The following is a 21317-nucleotide window of genomic DNA, read 5'->3' as shown; positions in this document are numbered from 1 at the left end:
AAACTTGCAGACAGAAGGTGTGTTTATGGGTAAGAAAAAGGAAAAAGAAATCGACTTAAATAATCTGAAACCTGAAGAAGAATTGAAATATGAGATAGCTAGTGAACTGGGCTATTTGGATAAAGTTATGACAAATGGTTGGAAATCACTAACGGCTAAGGAATCCGGACGTATCGGTGGCCTTATGACGAAGAGAAACAGAGAACTAAAAAAACAACAGACCCAAGAGGGAAAGACTGAAAGTTAAGTTACAGTGTTTAGGTATGTCTCTCAACAATTATGCAACGTAGAATTGATGAGATTCAATGTCATGAGTGGACGCTATAGCAAATATGTGGAGATTGGCTTGAAATTATTAGTCAGTCTCTTTTTTACATTGATAAACCAATCGAAACGATTCATATAGAAATATATATAGATGAAGGAATCAAGATGGGTTATATATCATGGCTAAGTATTAATAAAGCATATAGAGGTCTTGGTTTAGGAAGAGATCTTTTGATATATGCAATCAAGGCTGCATTTTCAAATAAGGTGGTAAAAGTAGGCTTGGTCGTACATGCGACGAATGAAAGAGTACTGCAATTGTATCGAAGCGAAGGGTTTCAAAAAATTCAATCTTTGGTTTGTTACAATAGGAGGTTAGGTTTATAGTTAACTGTTAATATAGCATAACATCTTTGCCTGTGGAAACTATATTACGTCATCTGGAATTCGCAGCTAATGAAGCCTATCGATTATGGGAAATGCCAAGGGTAAACCCTTGGCATTGGACAACTTTTACTCTTTATGACTGTGACCTGTACTCGACATGATTAAGCTTCAAGTGTTTAATTCCTAAAAAGCCCTTAATTGCTACGCAGATACCACCAAGTAAGATTGAGGTATCCTGTAGTGCCGATGGACAGATGCTGATATAGCTATTCATCTTGCTTTTTAATGCATCCTCAATTTGCTTCGTCACCTGAGGAAAATGTATGGTAAAGGAGCTGTTTATAATAACTATGTCAGGATTATAGGCATTTAATATATTATTAATACCGACAGACATATATTTGATAAATCGGTTCATAATCTGAATTGCATCAGGGTCCTGTTCTTCATACATATTCTTAAAAGTATCAAAGCTAATTTCTGATAATCCCTTCTTATCTGCAAATTCCTGTAATAATATCCTTTCGGATACATATTGTTCAAGGCAGCCCAGGTTTCCACAAGGACATTGCCTGCCATCAATCTCAACGATGGTATGACCGAATTCACCTGCGCGACCATTATAGCCGGTATATAACTGATTATTGATGATAATTCCCAGTCCGATACCGGAGTGTACACTGATATTCGCTATGTTAACATAATCATATTGAAAAGCTTTTTCTCCTATTACAGATAGGTTCGCTTCGTTTTCAAGATAGACAGGTGTATTAAAATACTGCCCCAGGCCTTCTGCTAGTTGAATACCGGTCAAATTATAATAGGGGGCAAAAGAAACTTTATTATTCATAGTAACGCCATGGATACCCAGGGTTATGCCAACCAGACCATAAGGTGTTATCTTGGGAAGTTTCATAGACTCTATTAATTGTATTAATACATTTACAAGGCCGGTTATATTTTTCGGAGTCTTAATCTGTTTTAAGCTTAGGTCTTCTCCGGTAAGATCTGAAACAAGCGCAGAGATGGTATCTACACCGATATCAATACATATCACGTATCCGGCTTTCTTATGAAGACTTAAGAGAATGGGTTTACGTCCGAGACTCGTATCATCGCTTCCAATTTCAATTACCAGTTTTCTGTTAATCAGATCCTGTACAATAGCCGAAACGGTGGCCTTTGTCAGACCCAGATGCTTTGCGATGGAAGCCCTGGAAATAGAAGCATGGTTAATGATCGTCTCCAATACAAGATTTGTATTGATGTCCCTGATAAGTTCTTTACTGCCTGTTACCATTATTGTCACCCTTTATTTAAATATATTTATTGATTATAGTGTAAAAAGTTGCTGTGCACAATTTCTGCAAATAATCCATCTGTCGCTATGGTAAGATATCTTGCATAGTAAAAGATTGCTTATAAAACACTCAATGCTTTTGACAAATTTTTAATATACCTAATATTAGCATATTATGGACTTGTTGCAAAGATATATTTATCCGGTGAAAGTATTGCAGAGTGATTGTGATTTGATTGTATTTGAATTTGACATTTTGGATATCATTACTTGTATCGAGAGAAACTGTATTTGGAGAATGATATGCGACAGAAGATAGGAAGATCAAGAAAAGCAGTCGTTGTAAAGATAACGGTAATTATCTTACTGGCTTCCATGGTTTTACTTATGATAACTCCCTTTATTGTCATACCCATATTTGTAAACCGTCATGTAAATTATCTGGGATATGAGCTGGAGAGTCGTCCGTTACAGGACATTTATGAAGCTTCTGACTTTGGAATTGAGGAAACAAGGAGATATTTGATAACGGAGGATGGATATCGGTTATGGACCTCTGAAATATACCGGGAACAGCCGAAAGCTATCATCATATATATATCAGGCATGACGCAGCCTTCTGTAACGTATTTTTACGGGCATGCCGCTTTCATGAAGGAGAAAGGTTATGCTTCCCTGTTACTGGAGGTCCGAGGACATGGAAACAGCGAAGGCGATCGGATATGTTTAGGTTATGAAGAAGTAAAGGATGTGAGGGCGGCGGTTCGTTTTATAAGAAACGATCCAAGATACCAGGACGTTCCTATCGTTTTACTTGGAGTATCCATGGGTGGAGCCATTACAATTAACTCTTTAGGACAGATTGAAGAGATAGATGCAGCAATTGCATTATCTGCGTATTCCAGTTTTGAAGAAGTTGTACTTGACCATATGGAAAGCTATGGTTTTCCCGGTTTTATTCGGGTATTGGTAAAACCTTCCATACAAGCTGCCTTGAAACTGGAATTTGGAAATGAGGCTGTTAAACATATGAAACCCGCCAAGCAGATTAAGAATGCAAAAGAAAGACCGGTACTTTTAATAGCCTGTGATGGAGATTCACTGGTACCTGTAAAAAACCTGAAGAGATTAGAAAAAATGAACCCCCAGGTTGAGACCTGGCTCCGTTATTCCAAAGAGCATATGGTTTTAAAGGATGGTGATTATAAGAAAATGGCTGAGGATACAGAATACTGCGAGAAGATCTTAAGCTTTCTTGAAAATAAAGTAATACAATAAATTATGCGAACAATATGAAATATTAATGACTTTTATGTGTTACAATTATTTGTGTACGATATAGATTAATTAACGTAAAAGATTCAAGCTATATGTCTCTTGACATAGGTTGGTCTAATTGCTATATTTAAACTGATATAGTTTAATCAACAAATCAATGATTGGTACGAAGGAAAATACAATAAATCTGGTGTATGGATACCAAGAAAATTTATGATTTGAAAGGAGAATAACACAAATGTTGTACATTGGTGTAGATTTAGGAACATCCTCCGTTAAGCTTCTTCTTATGGATGAGGCAGGAGACATTAAGAGTATCGTAACAAGGGAATATCCGCTATATTTTCCGAAGCCCGGTTGGTCTGAGCAAAACCCGGAGGATTGGTATACCGCTTTAGTAGATGGTATTAAAGAATTAACTAAGGATTGTGATAAATCACAAATCGAGGGTATCAGTTTCAGCGGTCAGATGCACGGAATGGTTATCTTAGATGAGAATGATAATGTAATCCGTCCGGCTATTTTATGGAATGATGGTCGTACGCAAGAAGAATGCGATTATTTAAATATTGAAATCGGCAGAGAGAAAATCTCTAGCTATACCGCGAATATGGCATTAACCGGCTTTACTGCTCCTAAGATTTTATGGGTGAAAAAACACGAGCCGGATAACTTTGCTAAAATTAAAAAAGTAATGCTTCCGAAGGATTATATTGCATATAAGCTTTCCGGTGTACATTGTACCGATGTATCAGATGCTTCCGGTATGTTGTTATTCGATGTGAAGAATAAACGTTGGTCTAAGGAGATGCTTGATATCTGCGGCCTGAAGGAAGAGCAGATGGCGAAGGTTTTTGAGTCCTTCCAGGTGGTTGGTAATATGAACGGACAGGCTGCTAAGGATCTTGGTTTGTCTGAGAATGTTAAAGTAATTGCAGGCGGTGGTGACCAGGCGGTGGCTTCCGTTGGCACCGGTGTCGTAGGCGAGGGCAAGTGTAATGTATCTCTTGGTACTTCCGGTGTTGTATTTATCTCTACAGAAAACTTTGCAGTAGATGATCAGAACGCCCTTCATGCCTTCTGTCATGCGAATGGTAAATATCATTTTATGGGTGTTATGCTTTCTGCAGCAGCTTCCAATAAGTGGTGGATGGATGAAATTATCGGAACCAAGGAATATGCGAAAGAACAAAAAGACATCACTGAACTGGGAGAGAATAATGTATACTTCTTACCTTATCTGATGGGTGAGCGTACGCCTCATAACAATCCCAATGCCAGAGGAACCTTTATCGGTATGACAATGGATACTACGAGAGCAGATATGACGCAGGCGGTACTTGAGGGCGTTGCCTTTGCACTTCGCGATTCCTTTGAAATTACAAAATCCTTAGGTGTTAACATTGAAAGAATCAGAATTAACGGCGGTGGTGCAAAGAGCCCGTTATGGTGTAAGATTATAGCTAACGTATTAAACGTTAAGGTTGATAAAATCAATTCAGAAGAAGGCCCGGCTTTTGGTGCGGCTATCCTTGCCTGTGTAGGCTGTGGTAAATATAACAGCGTAGAAGAGGCAACCACGAAATTGATCAAAGTAATTGATACAACCGAACAGGATGCTGCCATTGTTGATAAATACAATAAAAAATATGATGTATTCAAACAGCTCTATCCTTCTTTAAAGGAAATGTTTGATAAGATGGTATAAGCATTTAGGATGGCTTAAGTTTACAAAAAGTGTTATCGGTAGATGAGTAATTACCTGCCGAAGAACTAAAGTTTAATATAAGAATTTTCCCCTTGTATGAAACAGGATTATTAGCTGTTTCAACAAGGGGATTTTTTTAATAACACCACAAACAAGATACGACTCATTTTCGATGAAAGGAAAGCCAGCAATACCAAGGCTTTAGCATGATAAAAAATAAATCGCCATAAAATCTAGTGAAATCAAGGCGAAACAACTGTGGGAAAAAGAAGAAATGACTGTCTGGTGGAGCCATGAGGAATACTTTTCTCGCCAGTTTTGTGTTTGAGCATAAGGATGTTACTGATTTACAAGATGAAACCATTCATCGGAGTAACATTCCTTGTTGGTCTAACGATGGCAAAAGCTAAGATAGAGAAAGGCAAGAAAGAGCATTTGGCATCATTAGTATCCTAAAATTATCGATAGACAGGTTGCTAACAGGACGGACGGTAATGGGATACTGTTTTGAAAGCATTTTCAGTTTACCTGCAATTCTTAGGTAGCTGAGCGAACGATAAAATCAGACGTGCGCTAATTCGCACGAGCACAAACTGTCTGACGAGGGAAATACAGAGGAAAGCTACTGCGTAGGTTTTCTCTGTATTTCGTAAGGAGTTTTTGTGCGGTCTGATTACTTTAAGTGAGTGAAGATACCTTAGAAGTGCTAGTAAACTGTAACCGGCTCTTCAAAATGGTATCCCATTTACCGGTAGTCCTGTCAGCAACCGTCCTTTTGTCACTACATCGAAAACAATTCGATGCATGTTTCGTTTGATTAGCAAAATTTATTATGATAAAATAGATAATCAGTAAAATATAGAATCATTGATAAATTAAGGAAGAATCAGTTATAATACTAGAAAAGTAACTTTAGCAGTTTGTTAGGAAAGATTATATTTTAAAGCGATTTAGCTGATATCCAGTTAGCTATAGCTGAGTGGTAGTTCACTATATTTGGATGATTATAGTTAATTAATAAATCACGATTTTTACAGACCAGGAGGAAAGGAGCTGCCATAATGCAACCATACACTGAATTTGCATCCGTTTATGATATCTTTATGGACAATGTACCATACGATTCTTGGGCGGATTATGTAGAATATTTATTAAAAAAACATAAGATTGATAAGGGATTAGTGCTTGACCTAGGATGTGGAACCGGCAGTATGACCAGACTAATGTCGGACAAGGGTTATGATATGATAGGAATTGATAATTCCCAGGAGATGTTATCCATTGCCAGGCAAATAAGTGCCGATCGAGAGGATGGTATCTTATATCTCTGTCAGGATATGAGGGAATTTGAGCTTTATGGAACGGTCGCTGCTGTTATCAGCGTCTGCGACAGTATGAATTATATCCTTCAGGAGGAGGAGCTTCTTAAGGTATTTACTCTAGTCAATAACTATCTGGATGAAAACGGACTATTTATCTTTGATCTGGATACTAGATATGAATATGAGGAGATATTGGGAGATCATACGATAGCGGAGAACCGAGAAGAGGGCAGTTTTATCTGGGAGAATACTTATTACGAAGATGAGATGATGAATGAAGTGAATTTAACCTTGTTTCTTCCGCAGGACGAAGATGCAGGAATATATAAGAAATATGAGGAAACCCATTACAGGAGAGCATATGATCTGGAGGTTATAAAGGCTCTGATAGAGAAAGCAGGTATGGAATGGGTTGCGGCATATGATACCCTGACAGAAAAAAAACCCAAACCAGATAGCGAAAGGGTTTATATCATAGCCCGGGAAAAAAGACAGAAGGATAAATTATATCTGCCCCGGGAGTGACCTCCCTCATAAATATAGTTCAGTGAACTATTGGTCTAATCTGTCATAAAAAGCTACGCATATATCCGGAGCTAAGATTACTGTTGCATGTGTTTTGCACAGCAATCTATTCGATTGTTAATTTCGATAGTACTTATAGCATGTGGATCTAATACTACAAGGAATGTTATGAAGAGGTTATCGAATAATAATAATGGTTTGGCAGATAATGATGTAAGGTGGTTACCATATGGAAATATCAAATATTCCATAGGATTCGAATTAAACCCAGATTATTCATGTAGCCATACCTGTTTCATGAATAATCAGTGTTAAAGTTTTATTCATATGGAAGTTTAAAGTGCAGTAGATAATAATTACGGTCGACTGTTACTGTATCAGATAGGAATTGTGCTTTCAATAATGTATTATATGGAGGAATTTTATATGACAGATTATATAATAAGAGCGAATGCAGCACAGTCACAGATACTGGCTTTTGCTGCAACCACAAGGGAGTTAGTGGAGCACGCCAGACATATTCATGGAACCAGCCCTGTAGCTACAGCGGCACTGGGACGCCTTCTAACGGCGGGATTAATGATGGGAAATATGATGAAGGGGGAGAAGGATCTGGTAACTCTTCAGATTAAGGGAAGCGGCCCCATAGGAGGTCTTACGGTAACGGCTGATTCTAAGGGAACTGTGAAGGGCTATGCCCATCATCCTGAAATCATAATTCCTGCTAATGATAAGGGGAAACTGGATGTAGGCGGAGCGATTGGTGCCGGGGTCTTGACGGTAATTAAAGATCTTGGACTCAGAGAACCATATACCGGTCAGACCCATCTGGTATCCGGTGAAATTGCGGAGGATCTAACTTATTATTTTGTTACCAGTGAGCAAGTACCCTCCAGTGTTGCCCTGGGAGTACTGATGAATAAGGATAATACCGTCAGACGGGCAGGAGGCTTTATCATTCAATTAATGCCCTTTGCTTCCGAAGAGGTGATTGATCATCTTGAGAAAAAAATAGGCGAGATTGACAGCATAACCAAACTTTTAGATAAGGAAATGACACCGGAAATGATACTGGAATATATACTGGGAGAACTGGGCTTAGAGATAACCGGTAAGTTTCCTGCCTCCTTTGAATGTAATTGCAGTAAAAAGAGGGTGGAAAAAGCAATTATATCCATTGGACAGAAGGATATTCAGGAAATGATTGATGATAATGAGACAATCGAAGTGAACTGTCATTTCTGTAGTAAGCATTACAACTTTACTGTGGAGGAATTAAAGGATATTTTAAGTAAAGCAGCAAGAAGTTAGGTTAATAGTAACAGATATTACAAAAAAAGGATAAGTAACGACATTGTATCGGTATGACAGACACTTTAGAATATAAGAGATATACAAAGATAAGATGGCGATTTTAATATTTTATTGTTATGGTTTAAGCTGGACAAATTCGCTATGAAACCGAATGATGGTTTGAAAGGAGTTTATCATGAAAGGTGCTTTTTATACCGGAGAGTACAGAAATTTATTCAAAGAGTTTGGTTATGATGAAGATGCTATTGAGAAAAAAGTAGAGGAAGCATATCAGACAATATTCTATGGTCCTGATGAGGAAAGATTCTATCACGAGGTTGGCAATGACATGGCGTATTTTGAGGACACGGGTAATCATGATGCCAGAACCGAAGGAATGTCCTATGCTATGATGATGTGCGTTCAGAGGGATTGGAAGAAAGAATTTGACCGTCTTTGGAATTTTTCTAAGACATATATGTGGATGGAGAGCGGATATAACAGCGGTTACTTTGCATGGTCGGTTCAGCCGGACGGTACTAAGAATGCACTAGGTCCTGCCCCGGACGGAGAAGAGTATTTTGCAATGGCTTTATTCTTTGCCTCTCATCGCTGGGGTGACGGAGAAGGGATTTACAATTATTCCAAAGAAGCGAAGGCTATCCTTCACGAATGTGTGCATAAGGGAGAGAACGGAACCCCGGGAGATCCGATGTGGGAACCGAGTAATAAATTGATAAAATTTATTCCAAATTGTGATTTTACTGATCCGTCTTATCATCTGCCCCATTTCTATGAATTATTTGCAGAGTGGGCAGACCCGGAGGATCGGGAGTTTTGGAAGGAAGCAGCCGCAGCCAGCAGGGAATATCTACACAAAGCCTGTCATCCTGTAACCGGCCTTGCACCGGAATATTCCCACTATGATGGCAGCCCTTATAGGAAGGATAACAGAGAAAGATACTATAGCGATGCTTACCGGGTACCGGCGAATCTGGGTCTTGATTATGAATGGTTTGGTAAGGATGAATGGCAGAGCGAATGTGCAGATAAGATACAGACCTTCTTTTGTGAGACAGTGAAAGGGAAAAGCGATTTAATCTATGAAATAGACGGTTCAATTATTGAGGAGAAGGCGCTTCATCCGGTTGCAATCATAGCAACCAATGCACAGGCATCCTTGGCCAGCAAAGGGAAATATCAGAAGGAATGTGTGGAACTGTTCTGGAATACGCCGCTTCGAAAGGGAGACCGCCGATATTATGATAATTGCCTTTATCTGTTTGCTTTACTTGCACTTAGCGGTAATTATAGAATCTGGAAATAAACCTGATAAAGTTTATCTGCTAAGAAGAGCTTATTACAAAAAAGAACCACGAATGAATGTTTTCAAACAGTAGACTTAGGAAGAATTTATAAGTCTAAGCTTGGTGGTTCTAACTAATTTAATATAGATTATAACAGTAAGATTATAGCAGGATAATTCATAAAGATGAGGGAAAAATCATTTCAACTATCTTAAAAAAGGGCAATGATAGATATCCGAAGGATAGGAAACGCAGCGATAAATTGCCTATGGATAAAGGATGATAAGAAAAGGAGTATTCTGCATAACAATATAAATAATTATAAAGGAGTGAGGGTTATATGAATTACGGTTATTTTGATGAGAAAAACAAAGAGTATGTGATTACCAGACCGGATACACCGGCACCTTGGGCTAATTATCTCGGCTCTCCGGAATACGGGGCAATCATATCAAACAATGCAGGGGGCTACAGCTTTGTAAAGAGCGGTGCTAACGGAAGAATATCCCGTTACATCTTTAATCAAGAGGATAAGCCGGGGAGATATGTTTATCTTCGTGATGACGATGAAACGGATTATTGGTCTGCTTCCTGGCAGCCAGTGGGAAAACCTTTGGGAGAAGGGTATGATAAATACCAGAGTGCCTGTCACCATGGAACTGCTTATACGAAGATTAAGGCACAGTATAAGGATATCGCTTCCGAGGTGCTTTATTATGTTCCGCTTAATAAAACCCATGAGGTATGGAAGGTTACGGTTAAGAATACCGGTGACAGACCTAGAAATATCTCGACCTTTGGTTTTATCGAATTTACCAATGAAAGTAATTATGAAAATGATCAGGTGAATCTGCAATATACTTTATTTATTACAAAGACCTATTTTAAAGGCAATAAGATATTACAGACGATCAATGAAAATGATCAAAAGAATGAAGAAGGCACCAACTTTAGGGAAAGATTCTTCGGCCTAGCAGGAGCAGCGGTTGAGTCCTATAACGGTAATAAATCGTCCTTCATCGGAAGTTATCGCAGCTATGGGAATCCGATTGCAGTAGAGATGGGGGCTTGCGACAATACTTTAAATTATAATTCCAACGCCTGCGGTGCGCTTCATACGAAGATGACCTTACAGCCGGGAGAGAGCAGGGAATTTGTATTTTTGTTAGGACAAAAGAATGATAAACAATCCCGAGAAATACTCGATTATTATTCTGATTTAAGCGTTATAGATACGGAATTAAATGAACTTATTAATTATTGGCATGGTAAGTTATCCAACTTCCAAGTTAAGACTCCCAGTGAGAGCTTTAATGCAATGCTAAATACTTGGAATGCATACCAATGCTTTATTACTTTTATCTGGTCCAGAGCTGCTTCCTTTATCTATGCCGGTCTTAGAAACGGCTATGGCTATCGAGATACGGTTCAGGATATTCAGGGTATTATACATCTGGATCCTGGGATGGCTAAGGATAAAATCGTATTTATGCTATCCGCTCAGGTGGATAATGGCGGCGGTCTTCCTTTGGTTAAATTTAATCATAATGCCGGACATGAGGATACACCGGATGATTTCTCTTATGTTCAGGCGACAGGTCATCCTGCTTATCGTGCGGATGATGCGTTGTGGTTATTCCCTACGGTTTATAAATATATGGCTGAGACCGGAGATAAAGCCTTCTTAGATGAGGTTATCCCATATGCCAACAAGGACGAAGGAACGGTATATGATCATTTAAAAAGGGCAATTAATTTCTCAATGGAGCGCCTAAGTGTACATGGTATGCCTGCAGGGCTTCATGCAGACTGGAATGACTGCTTAAGACTTGGTAAGAAAGGGGAATCTACCTTTGTGGCTCTCCAGCTTTATTATGCTATGTCTGTGATTCGGGATATCGCTACGGATAAGAAGGATGAGGAATATATTGCATATATAGACAGAGTACAAAAGGAACTTAAGGATACGATTAACAATTACTGCTGGGAGGATGACCGCTTCATCCGTGGATTTAAGGAAGATGGTCAGGTAATCGGTTCGAAAAAAGATCCGGAAGCCAGCATGTGGTTAAATCCCCAATCCTGGTCAGTCATCAGTGGTCTGGCTACGAGGGAACAGGCTGAGAAGGCTTTGGAAAGTGTACACAGGGAATTGAACACGAAGTACGGGGTCAGAGTTATGGCACCGCCTTATGTGGACCATGCCTTTGAGGGTGCTCTTGCTATTTTATTTAATCCAACCACGAAGGAAAACGGAGGTATCTTCTCCCAACCTCAGGGATGGATCATACTAGCCGAAGCACTGATGGGACATGGTAACCGTGCCTTTGAATACTTTACCGAGTCCAGTCCGGCGTCAATGAATGATCATGCCGAAATCAGAGTGATCGAACCTTATGCTCACGGACAGTTTGTTGAAAGTGTTGCTAGTCCTTTTGAAGGAAGAGCTCATGTCCACTGGTTGACAGGTACTGCGTCCACGGTTATGGTAGGATGCGTGGAAGGTATCTTGGGTATGAGGCCGGATCTTAACGGACTTACGATAGCTCCCAGTATTCCGAGTGACTGGAGGGAATTCTCTATGGAAAAGACCTTCCGGGGTAAAAAGCTGTCAATCAAGGTTAAGAATGAATCCGGAGCTGAAAGCGGATATAAAGAATTCTATGTTAACGGTGTTAAAATGGAGAAGAATTATCTGCCGGAGGATAGCATGAAAGAGGTTAATGATATCTTACTTATCATGTAAATCACGATACTTCTATTTATGATATACTTATAGTCCCATTTTATAGGTACAATAGATACAAATATTTTATACTTAATTCATAAGGGCTGTTTCAAAGCATTTACGACTGCAATTTATGGGGGATACTCCGTTCTTTAGACTTATAAGTCGAATATCAAATTGTGCAAAATTTCGTATGATTTGTCTGGCATAATACGTTGGCTTATAAATGATCTAAAAGGAGATGGACCGATTATATCGTAGACGGATGTTTGGGACGGTCCTTTTAGTTTTTTATTTATGTGAATTTCAAATAATCAAAATTACAATATTTACTAGAAAAATAATAATTATTGCATCCTAAGACATTCTTTGCTAAAATCATTATGTTATTTAATTACGAAAAAAATTTTTTCTAAGAAACTTAGAAAATGGGAGCAATATAAGAAACAAGGAGCCAAGTATATGAAGGTACCAGTAAGCAAAAATCCCATATCATTGGATAGACAACTGCCACGAGATTATGTCTTTGATAATATGAGAGCAGTATTAATTGTTTTAGTTGTTTGGGGGCATTTACTGACTTCAATGATATCTAAGTATGATTTGATAAAAAGCCTTTACTTTTTTGTGTTTTTTTTTCATATGCCTGCCATGGCCTTTGTGTCCGGATATTTCTCAAAGAATCTGGAAAAAGGCAGAAACAATGCATTTGAAGCTATCTTAATGCCTTATCTGGTTTTGAATGTATTTAATTATTTGTTTAAGATGTTTATCATCGGAGAACCTTATTTTGGATTTCGTTTTTTTCGGCCGTTATGGGGTCTATGGTATCTTTTGGCCTTGTTTTTATGGAAGTTTTTCTTAAAGGATTTGATTAAAATCCGATATTTGTTACCTCTTAGTTTTGTTATAGGCTTATTAAGTGGTTACAGTAAGGAGTTTTCCAATTATATGGCCTTAGGAAGAGTAGTTTGTTTTCTTCCTTTTTTTCTCATGGGTTATTACTGTACACAAGAACATGTTAAAATAATTAGGAAGTTACCCAAGGTTATTTCTGTATTAGTAATTGTTGCTGTAGGGAGTTTTTCAACATGGATAGTTGGCAATGATATATTTAAGGTGGAGGTTTTGTATTTACGAAAGGCATATCCTGAGAATTCAGAATTTGAGGGAATGTTTTTTCGCTTGATTGTATATGCAGTAGCACTGCTTATGACAGCTGTGATAATAAATCTGATGAGTAATAAGAAAAGCCTTTTATCTAAGATTGGAACCGGTACCTTGACCGTATATATCCTACATTTGTTCACAATACCGTTATTGGAAAAGTTGAAGGTTTTTTATAACCAACCCTATCTTTATCTACTGTATTCTGTTTTTATGACAGCCTTAATTACAATTGTTTATTCTAGCACATTTGTGAAGAAACTATATGACGGATTTATGGACAAGCTGATTGGAATTGTTCTTAGAAAATAGCTTTAAAATAGAGCTTTATATAAATGTCTACTTTTATTTATAGGTGCTCAAAAGTACCTACTTGTGATAGCGGAAGAGAATTGTATTTAATTATATATTTTTTTTATTACTCCGTAGGGGAAAGGTATAGGTGTTAACGTGAAATTAAGTATTATAGTTCCATTCCATAAAGGAATACATTTTTTAGAGGATTGCTTTGAAAGTATTAGAGATCAAGGTTTGACCGGGTATGAGACAGTATTAGTTCTAGATCATGTTAAGGAAGATCTGGGTGAGTTAATTCGTTCCTATGAAGATATTAATATTAGGACGATTGAATTAAATGAGCCTGTAAGTCATGACCGCAAATTTGGTAACAAGGCCGCAGAGGAGAATTTAAAGGGACACAGCGGGGTTGCGGCATCCAGAAATGCAGGTCTTTTAGCAGCACAGGGTGAATATGTATATTTTTTAGACAGTGATGATTATATAATAAACGGAACCCTTCCGATGCTTTTAAAAGAAGCACAGGAACAGGGAGCTGATTTCACATATGGAAGAAAAGCTTCCACCTGGTTCCGGAGAAAAGTCTACTTAGCAGCTCTTGATGAAAAGAACCTGGAAGAAGCTATAGAAGAAGAGCAGGACCAGACAGAACAGATAGAGCAGCAAGAAGCGTCAGTTCAATTGGAACAGCTAGAGGAGGCAGTTCAACTAGAAGAGACTGAAATTCAAGTTAAACTTACAAAAAAACAAAAAAGGATTTTTAAGATCCAACAGCAATTTGAGGATGCAGATATTGAAAACATACTTACTATGCGAAAAGCTGAGGCATATTATAACTTATTTGTATCAAGGAAGGGATTAAGAAATGTCTCTGTCCTTGGAGTTTTGTTTAGTAGAAATTTCCTAAATCAGCATGAGATAGAGTTTGATGAGAGCCTAATCTTCTTCTCAGATGCACCCTTTATGTTAAAGGCACTGGATTTGGCCGTAGTTACTTCCTTTGTTGAAGAGGCAATTTATATAAAAAGAAGACATAATGACCCAATTCATTATCCGTCTTTATCACAGTTAAAAGCATCTGATCGATTTGAGGAATATATAAGGACCTATAAAAATACAAAGCAATCAATTGAAAATAATCATGTACTAACAAAATACTTAGAAGATAAATTCATTACTTACTATACAAGAACTTATGCACCGAGACTTCGAAGAAGTGAAAATGAAGTTTGGCGGAAGGAACACTTTACAATCATGCAGGAATGTATGAAGGAGGTTGATCCAAACATCATCGCTTCTTTAAAAGGATATAAGAAAAGAATTGTTAGAAGTCTGTTAAAGGGTGATATAAAAAAGACCAGGATGCATGTAAATATTCGTCTTGGATTAAAAAAATATAAACGCATTAAGAAAAATAAAAGGGTATTTTCTTATTATTTATATTTAAAGCATTTTATTAAGATGCCGATGAAGGAAAACTGGGTAATATGTGAAAGCTTTTTCGGAAAGAGCTATTCGGATAGTCCGAAATATATTTATGAATATCTTTGTAAGAACTATCCGGGTAAATACAGATTTATTTGGGTGGTTAACAAAAGAACCAAAATTCCATACGGACCAACCAAGGTAAAAAGATTCAGTATACGGTATTCCTATTATATGGCCAGATGCAAGTATAATATTTTTAATGTAAGGCAACCGGAATGGTTTAAAAAGAGAGCAGGCAATGTGTTTTTAGAGACCTGGCATGGAACGCCATTAAAGAAACTGGTATTTGACCAAGAGGAAGTAATGGGAGCATCACCTCTTTATAAGGCTCAATTTTATAAGCAATCCAGAGTCTGGGATTACTTGGTTTCTGCGAACCGATTTTCCAGCGAAGTATTTAAAAGTGCCTTTCTATTTGATAAAGAGATGTTGGAATACGGATATCCCCGTAATGATATTCTACACAGTCCGGATAAAGAAGAACTGGCAGCAGCCATAAAAAAGAAGCTGGGTATCCCGGAGGGTAAGAAAACCATACTATATGCGCCAACCTGGCGGGATGATGAGTATTATGGAAGAGGGGAATATAAATTTGCTTTAAAGTTGGATCTACGTCTGCTGAAAAAGGAGTTGGGTGATGGATATGCAGTGCTTTTAAGGACCCATTATTTTATTGCGGATGCTTTGGATGTGACCGGTTTAGAGGGTTTTGCTTATAATGTAAGCAAATACGATGATATATCTGAATTATATCTGATATCTGATATGCTAATAACGGATTATTCTTCTGTATTCTTTGATTATGCGAATTTAAAGAGACCGATCTTATTCTATACCTATGATCTGGATAAGTACCGTGATATGCTGCGGGGATTTTATATGAATATCGAAACGGAGGTTCCCGGCCCCCTACTTTATACCAGTGAGGAGGTAGTGGAAGCTATTCGTAACATCGATGATATCAATGAGGAATATAAGTTAAAATATGATGAATTTTATGAGAGATTTTGTAGTCTTGAAGATGGACATGCCGCAGAGAATGTTGCAAAAAAAGTATTCAAATTATGACAGAATAACGGGCTGTTTCTATATAGTTAAACTGGGAATATGATTTTACCGTAATGCACTGTTTGACGGACATGTTGCTGCTTTTGTAATGACTATTGCGAACAAAAATGTTCGAACAAGCTATACAAAATGGAAATTATGTCCGTCAATTTATGTGTTAGGTTAATTATTTGCCTTTGTTTATTTAAAACGGCCTTCACTCTTTTTTGTTGAAAAATTCAGTTATTAATCAAATTAATAGATAGTTATAAGTCTTATTTATAGATGTATTGATAACTATCTATATTTTGATGATAAAGTGTGGCTTTTTATGTTATATTTTGTGCAAATGGACAAAATTCCCTAAATAGCCGTGCGATCAAGAAAAAACTATTGCTTAATTACCTTCATCCTTTATAATTATAAGAGTAACGGGTAGCTTCTTAGGTATTATATGAAGAATATAGTAAAGGATGGATGGCACTGCGATGAATAAATTAGAAATGCTCTATGAAGGAAAAGCGAAGAAGGTTTATATCACTGATGTGGAAGATACTTATATCGTTGATTATAAGGATGATGCGACGGCTTTTAACGGACAGAAGAAAGGAACGATTCTTGGAAAGGGCATTGTTAATAATAAGATGACAAATCATATCTTTCGTATTTTAGAGAAAGAAGGAGTGCCTACTCATTACATCGAAGAATTAAGCGACCGTGAAACAGCGGTTAAGAAGGTTGAGATTGTACCTTTAGAGGTGATTATACGAAATGTATCTGCCGGTAGCTTTGCTAAAAAGCTTGGAATTGAAGAGGGAAGAAAACTACTTGCACCAACTTTAGAGTTTTCCTATAAGGATGATGCATTAGGTGATCCATTTATTAATGATTATTATGCAATTGCCTTGGGAATTGCGACCCGGGAAGAAATAGACCGTATTACAGAACTTGTATTTAAGATCAATGAGATACTTTGCAGATATTTTGCTGAGTGTGGAATTGAGTTAGTTGATTTTAAAGTGGAATTCGGCAGATACAAGGGTCAGATTATACTGGCGGATGAAATATCTCCAGATACCTGTAGATTATGGGATATTAATACCCATGAAAAATTAGATAAGGACCGCTTCCGTAGGGATTTAGGTAAAGTAGAGGATGCCTATCAGGAAGTTTTTAAAAGGTTAGGTATAAAATAATGAATAAGATGAGGCTGTTTTCGAAAGAGTTTCCTATCAAAGTGTCCATTCACATAAAAGTCTATAAGGATTTTATTCGTGAATAGCGGATACAGGGATAGGAATCGGATTCGAAACAGCCTCTTGCTAATATCTAACATTCATTTACAAAAATATACTATTGATGTAGAATAATATAAGCAATAGAATAGAAACTAGAAATAGCGAAGAATATGATGTTTATTCAGATAATGATATAGATGTTTATTATAATGGGAGGATGGAAAAACTCATGATGATAGAGAATAACGGGTATATTCCGGACGAATTACATGAAGAATGTGGTGTGTTTGGAGTTTATGATTTGGATGGGAATGATGTTGTTTCCACTATATATTTCGGTCTGTTTGCACTGCAACACAGAGGGCAGGAAAGCTGTGGTATCGCAGTGAGTGATACCAATGGACCAAAGGGCAAAGTGAGATCCTGCAAAGGTATGGGGCTGGTAAGCGAAGTATTTACACCGGAGCAGATGGAAAGTTTGAACGGTAACATTGGTGTCGGCCATGTGCGGTATTCCACTGCCGGTGAAAGTAGCATACACAATACGCAGCCTTTGGTTTTAAATTATGTTAAAGGTACCCTTGCCCTGGCCCATAATGGTAATCTGGTAAATACTCCACAGCTTAGGCGAGAACTAGAATATACAGGAGCAATCTTCCAAACCACTATCGATACAGAGGTAATTGCTTATCATATTGCCAGAGAAAGACTTAATTCTAAGACGGCCGAAGAGGCAGTTGTAAGAGCCATGAAGAAGCTGAGCGGGGCATATTCCTTGGTAATTATGAGTCCGAGAAAATTAATCGGTGCAAGAGATCCATTTGGGTTCCATCCTTTATGTATCGGTAAGAGGGATAACGCTTATATCTTAGCATCAGAAACAGCTGCCCTGAATGCAGCAGATGCAGAATTTATCCGTGATGTATTACCCGGTGAAGTTGTTATGATTGACGAAAAAGGAATTCATTCTGATACATCCCTTTGTAATCAAAAAATCGCTAAATGTGTTTTTGAATATATTTATTTTGCAAGACCGGATACCCGGTTTGATGGCGTTAGTGTCTATAACTCAAGAATAATGGCGGGAAGAATATTAGCCCAGACCCATCCGGTAGAAGCGGATGTTGTTGTCGGTGTACCGGATTCCGGTAATGCCGCAGCCTTGGGATATGCCCTGGAAGCAGGAATTCCCTTTGGCATGGCATTTGTGAAAAACAGCTATGTAGGAAGAACCTTTATTAAGCCAAAGCAATCCATGCGTGCCTCCAGTGTACGAATTAAACTGAATGTTCTTCCTGAGGTAGTGGCGGGAAAAAGAGTTGTTATGATAGATGATTCGATTGTTCGTGGAACAACCAGCGCTAAAATTGTTAAAATGTTAAAGAGTGCCGGAGCGACTGAGGTACATGTAAGAATTAGCTCACCACCGTTTTTATATCCCTGTTATTTTGGAACGGATGTACCAACCGGTGACCAACTGATTGCCCATAAGCATTCCGTTGAGGAAATTAGGGATTTGATAGGTGCAGATTCTTTGGGATATCTATCCGTGGAAAGATTATCTGACATGCTTGGGGGAGATACGGGATTTTGTGATGCCTGCTTTACCGGTAATTATCCCATTGAACCACCAAGTGAGAATATCCGTGGAGAATATGAGCAGTAACCTATGTCGTATTCTTACGATTTTAAAGTTATTTAGTTAAGGGGTTATCGTATGTATGTAATATCACCGATGGATCTTAATGCAGCATGTCATATAGCAAAATGGGAATATGAGGACATTTATGCTGTATATAGTTTTAAGGAGAATGAAGAGACAATAAAAGAGTTATTAAATGGTGATTATTATATGGCACATAACAACCAGAATGAGATAATCGGATATTATTGTTTTGGTAAGTCAGCACAAATACCAGTAAAACAAACAGAGGCTTATACCAGCTGTTTTTTGGATATAGGTTTCGGTATGCGTCCTGATTTGTGCGGAAAAGGGCTTGGATATGATTTTTTAAAATCCGGTATCGAATATAGTATAAATCATTTTAATGCGAAGAAATATCGGCTAACGGTTGCGACATTTAATAAAAGAGCGATAGCCTTATACAACAAAATAGGATTTAAAAAGGTGAATACGGTTCAGCACCTGATAAGTAATAATAAGTTTGAAATTATGGTACTACAAGAATAATTTACCAGAAATTTTATTTTATATAAATAACAGAAAGGGGGATAGATTTAGTAGGAAATACCGTTTCTTTGGATTTCCTGCTAAAGATAACCATGAGTAATGATAAATATATGAGTCCCTTATCGGAACGTTATGCAAGTAAGGAAATGCAGTATATCTTTTCTCCGGATATGAAATTTAAAACCTGGAGAAAGTTATGGGTAGCATTGGCTGAGACAGAGAAGGAACTTGGAATAAGTATTACCGAGGAACAGGTAGAGGAGTTAAAGGCCTTTCAGGAGAACATTAATTATGACGTTGCCAAGGAGAGAGAAGCACTGGTTCGTCATGATGTAATGTCCCATGTATATGCATACGGGGAGCAGTGCCCCGGTGCCAAAGGTATCATTCATCTGGGTGCAACCTCCTGTTATGTGGGAGATAATACAGATCTTATTATTATGACAAACGCCTTAAAGCTTTTAAAGAGAAAGCTGGTGAATGTGATGGCAAAGCTTTCTGAATTTGCTATGGAATACAGATCGCTACCAACCTTAGCCTTTACCCATTTTCAACCTGCCCAACCTACCACCGTTGGTAAGAGAGCTACCTTATGGTTAATGGAATTGAAACTGGATTATGATGATTTAAATTATGCCATTGACAGTATGTTACTGCTAGGATCAAAGGGTACAACAGGTACACAGGCCAGTTTTCTGGAACTGTTTGACGGCAATCATGAAAAGATAAAAGAGCTGGATCAAAAAATTGCCGAAAAAATGGGGTTTGCCGGTTGTTATCCGGTATCCGGTCAAACCTATTCAAGAAAAATAGATAGCAGGGTATTGAATGTTCTAGCAGGTATTGCAACAAGCGCCCATAAGTTCTCCAATGATATTCGTTTGTTACAGCATCTAAAGGAAATTGAGGAGCCCTTTGAAAAAAATCAGATTGGATCCTCCGCTATGGCATACAAGCGTAATCCTATGAGAAGTGAACGAATAGCAGCTTTGGCTAATTATGTGATAGTAGATGCACTTAATCCTGCAATTACAGCATCAACTCAATGGTTTGAAAGAACCTTGGATGATTCAGCTAATAAACGTATCAGCGTACCGGAAGCTTTTCTTGCGGTTGATGGTATATTAGATCTTTATTTAAACGTAGTGGACGGACTGGTCGTTTATCCGAAGGTGATTGAAAAACGTCTAATGCAGGAACTTCCCTTTATGGCTACCGAAAATATCATGATGGCAGCAGTGAAGGCAGGCGGTGACAGACAGGAGCTTCATGAAAGAATACGGACCCTTTCTATGGAGGCAGGTAAGAATGTGAAGGAAAAAGGTCTCGAAAATAATCTATTGGAATTAATAGCAAAAGATCCTGCCTTTCATATGAGTCTTGAGGAATTGAAGAAAGCGATGGACCCGACAAAGTATACCGGAAGGTCAAAAGAGCAGACAGAAGAATTCATTCAAGAGGTTATAAATCCGATACTCAGGGATAACGAAGATTTATTAGGTTTAAAAGCGGATATAAAAGTATAACTAATGATATCCTTAAGGATTGATTAATCATATTATAGTAAAAGAGAAGAAGTGCCATGGGGTTCCCGTAATACACTATTTGGCGGACATATGCATTGATTTGTTTGGCTGTTACGAACATTAATGTATGTAAAACAGGGAAACAAATCAAAGTATGTATCCTCCAACGAGTGGTGTGTGGGAACTCTATGCACTTCTTCTCTAAGTTTTTCATGCAATATCCCTTATAAAAAAATAATATAGCAGCT

General features: G+C 37.8%; 15 protein-coding genes. 14 read left to right on the top strand and 1 reads right to left on the bottom strand.

Features of this window, described 5'->3' with window-relative positions:
* Positions 1 to 25 precede the first annotated feature (25 nt).
* On the top strand, positions 26 to 247 hold the full coding sequence (locus I5677_RS11665) for a small, acid-soluble spore protein, alpha/beta type (RefSeq protein ID WP_197661802.1): 222 nt from the start codon (positions 26 to 28) through the stop codon (positions 245 to 247).
* A gap of 83 nt (positions 248 to 330) precedes the next feature.
* A complete protein-coding gene (locus tag I5677_RS11660; protein ID WP_197661853.1) occupies positions 331 to 654 on the top strand; it encodes a GNAT family N-acetyltransferase in 324 nt (107 codons plus the stop codon).
* Positions 655 to 787: 133 nt separating this feature from the next.
* Here the strand turns inward: I5677_RS11660 and I5677_RS11655 are convergent, their stop codons facing one another.
* Positions 788 to 1954 (bottom strand): ROK family transcriptional regulator, encoded by a 1167-nt coding sequence (locus tag I5677_RS11655; RefSeq protein WP_197661801.1) that lies wholly within the window; start codon positions 1952 to 1954, stop codon positions 788 to 790.
* 303 nt (positions 1955 to 2257) lie between these two features.
* Here I5677_RS11655 and I5677_RS11650 point away from each other — a divergent pair, with 303 nt between their 5' ends.
* From I5677_RS11650 to purB, 12 genes are all read left to right on the top strand, one after another.
* The gene (locus I5677_RS11650; RefSeq protein WP_197661800.1) at positions 2258 to 3232 is read left to right on the top strand and encodes an alpha/beta hydrolase; all 975 of its coding nucleotides are present in this window, start codon (positions 2258 to 2260) and stop codon (positions 3230 to 3232) included.
* A gap of 238 nt (positions 3233 to 3470) precedes the next feature.
* Positions 3471 to 4940 carry a xylulokinase gene (xylB, locus tag I5677_RS11645; protein WP_197661799.1) on the top strand — a complete coding sequence of 490 codons (1470 nt, stop codon included), beginning with the start codon at positions 3471 to 3473 and terminating at the stop codon, positions 4938 to 4940.
* A 1061-nt stretch (positions 4941 to 6001) separates the two neighbouring features.
* Positions 6002 to 6787, top strand: a complete 786-nt coding sequence (locus tag I5677_RS11640) for a class I SAM-dependent DNA methyltransferase (protein WP_197661798.1) — start codon at positions 6002 to 6004, stop codon at positions 6785 to 6787.
* A 426-nt stretch (positions 6788 to 7213) separates the two neighbouring features.
* Positions 7214 to 8098: an Hsp33 family molecular chaperone HslO gene (gene hslO, locus I5677_RS11635; RefSeq protein ID WP_197661797.1), complete on the top strand. Its 885-nt coding sequence runs from the start codon at positions 7214 to 7216 to the stop codon at positions 8096 to 8098.
* Positions 8099 to 8276: 178 nt separating this feature from the next.
* Positions 8277 to 9407 (top strand): glycosyl hydrolase family 8, encoded by a 1131-nt coding sequence (locus tag I5677_RS11630; protein WP_197661796.1) that lies wholly within the window; start codon positions 8277 to 8279, stop codon positions 9405 to 9407.
* Positions 9408 to 9727: 320 nt separating this feature from the next.
* Complete coding sequence (locus I5677_RS11625) at positions 9728 to 12133, top strand: GH36-type glycosyl hydrolase domain-containing protein (RefSeq protein WP_197661795.1); 2406 nt, start codon at positions 9728 to 9730, stop codon at positions 12131 to 12133.
* Between the two features lie 444 nt (positions 12134 to 12577).
* Positions 12578 to 13594: an acyltransferase family protein gene (locus I5677_RS11620; protein WP_197661794.1), complete on the top strand. Its 1017-nt coding sequence runs from the start codon at positions 12578 to 12580 to the stop codon at positions 13592 to 13594.
* A gap of 138 nt (positions 13595 to 13732) precedes the next feature.
* Positions 13733 to 16135 (top strand): bifunctional glycosyltransferase/CDP-glycerol:glycerophosphate glycerophosphotransferase, encoded by a 2403-nt coding sequence (locus I5677_RS17435; protein ID WP_197661793.1) that lies wholly within the window; start codon positions 13733 to 13735, stop codon positions 16133 to 16135.
* A gap of 467 nt (positions 16136 to 16602) precedes the next feature.
* Positions 16603 to 17310: a phosphoribosylaminoimidazolesuccinocarboxamide synthase gene (purC, locus tag I5677_RS11610; RefSeq protein WP_197661792.1), complete on the top strand. Its 708-nt coding sequence runs from the start codon at positions 16603 to 16605 to the stop codon at positions 17308 to 17310.
* A 271-nt stretch (positions 17311 to 17581) separates the two neighbouring features.
* Positions 17582 to 19018, top strand: a complete 1437-nt coding sequence (purF, locus tag I5677_RS11605) for an amidophosphoribosyltransferase (protein WP_330617911.1) — start codon at positions 17582 to 17584, stop codon at positions 19016 to 19018.
* A 51-nt stretch (positions 19019 to 19069) separates the two neighbouring features.
* Positions 19070 to 19543 (top strand): GNAT family N-acetyltransferase, encoded by a 474-nt coding sequence (locus I5677_RS11600; RefSeq protein WP_197661791.1) that lies wholly within the window; start codon positions 19070 to 19072, stop codon positions 19541 to 19543.
* Between the two features lie 92 nt (positions 19544 to 19635).
* Positions 19636 to 21069 (top strand): adenylosuccinate lyase, encoded by a 1434-nt coding sequence (purB, locus tag I5677_RS11595; protein WP_197661790.1) that lies wholly within the window; start codon positions 19636 to 19638, stop codon positions 21067 to 21069.
* Positions 21070 to 21317: the final 248 nt, after the last annotated feature.

Source organism: Mobilitalea sibirica, assembly GCF_015999265.1.
GTDB classification, from domain to species: Bacteria; Bacillota; Clostridia; order Lachnospirales; family Lachnospiraceae; genus Mobilitalea; species Mobilitalea sibirica.
This window is presented reverse-complemented; position numbering and strand designations above follow the sequence as displayed.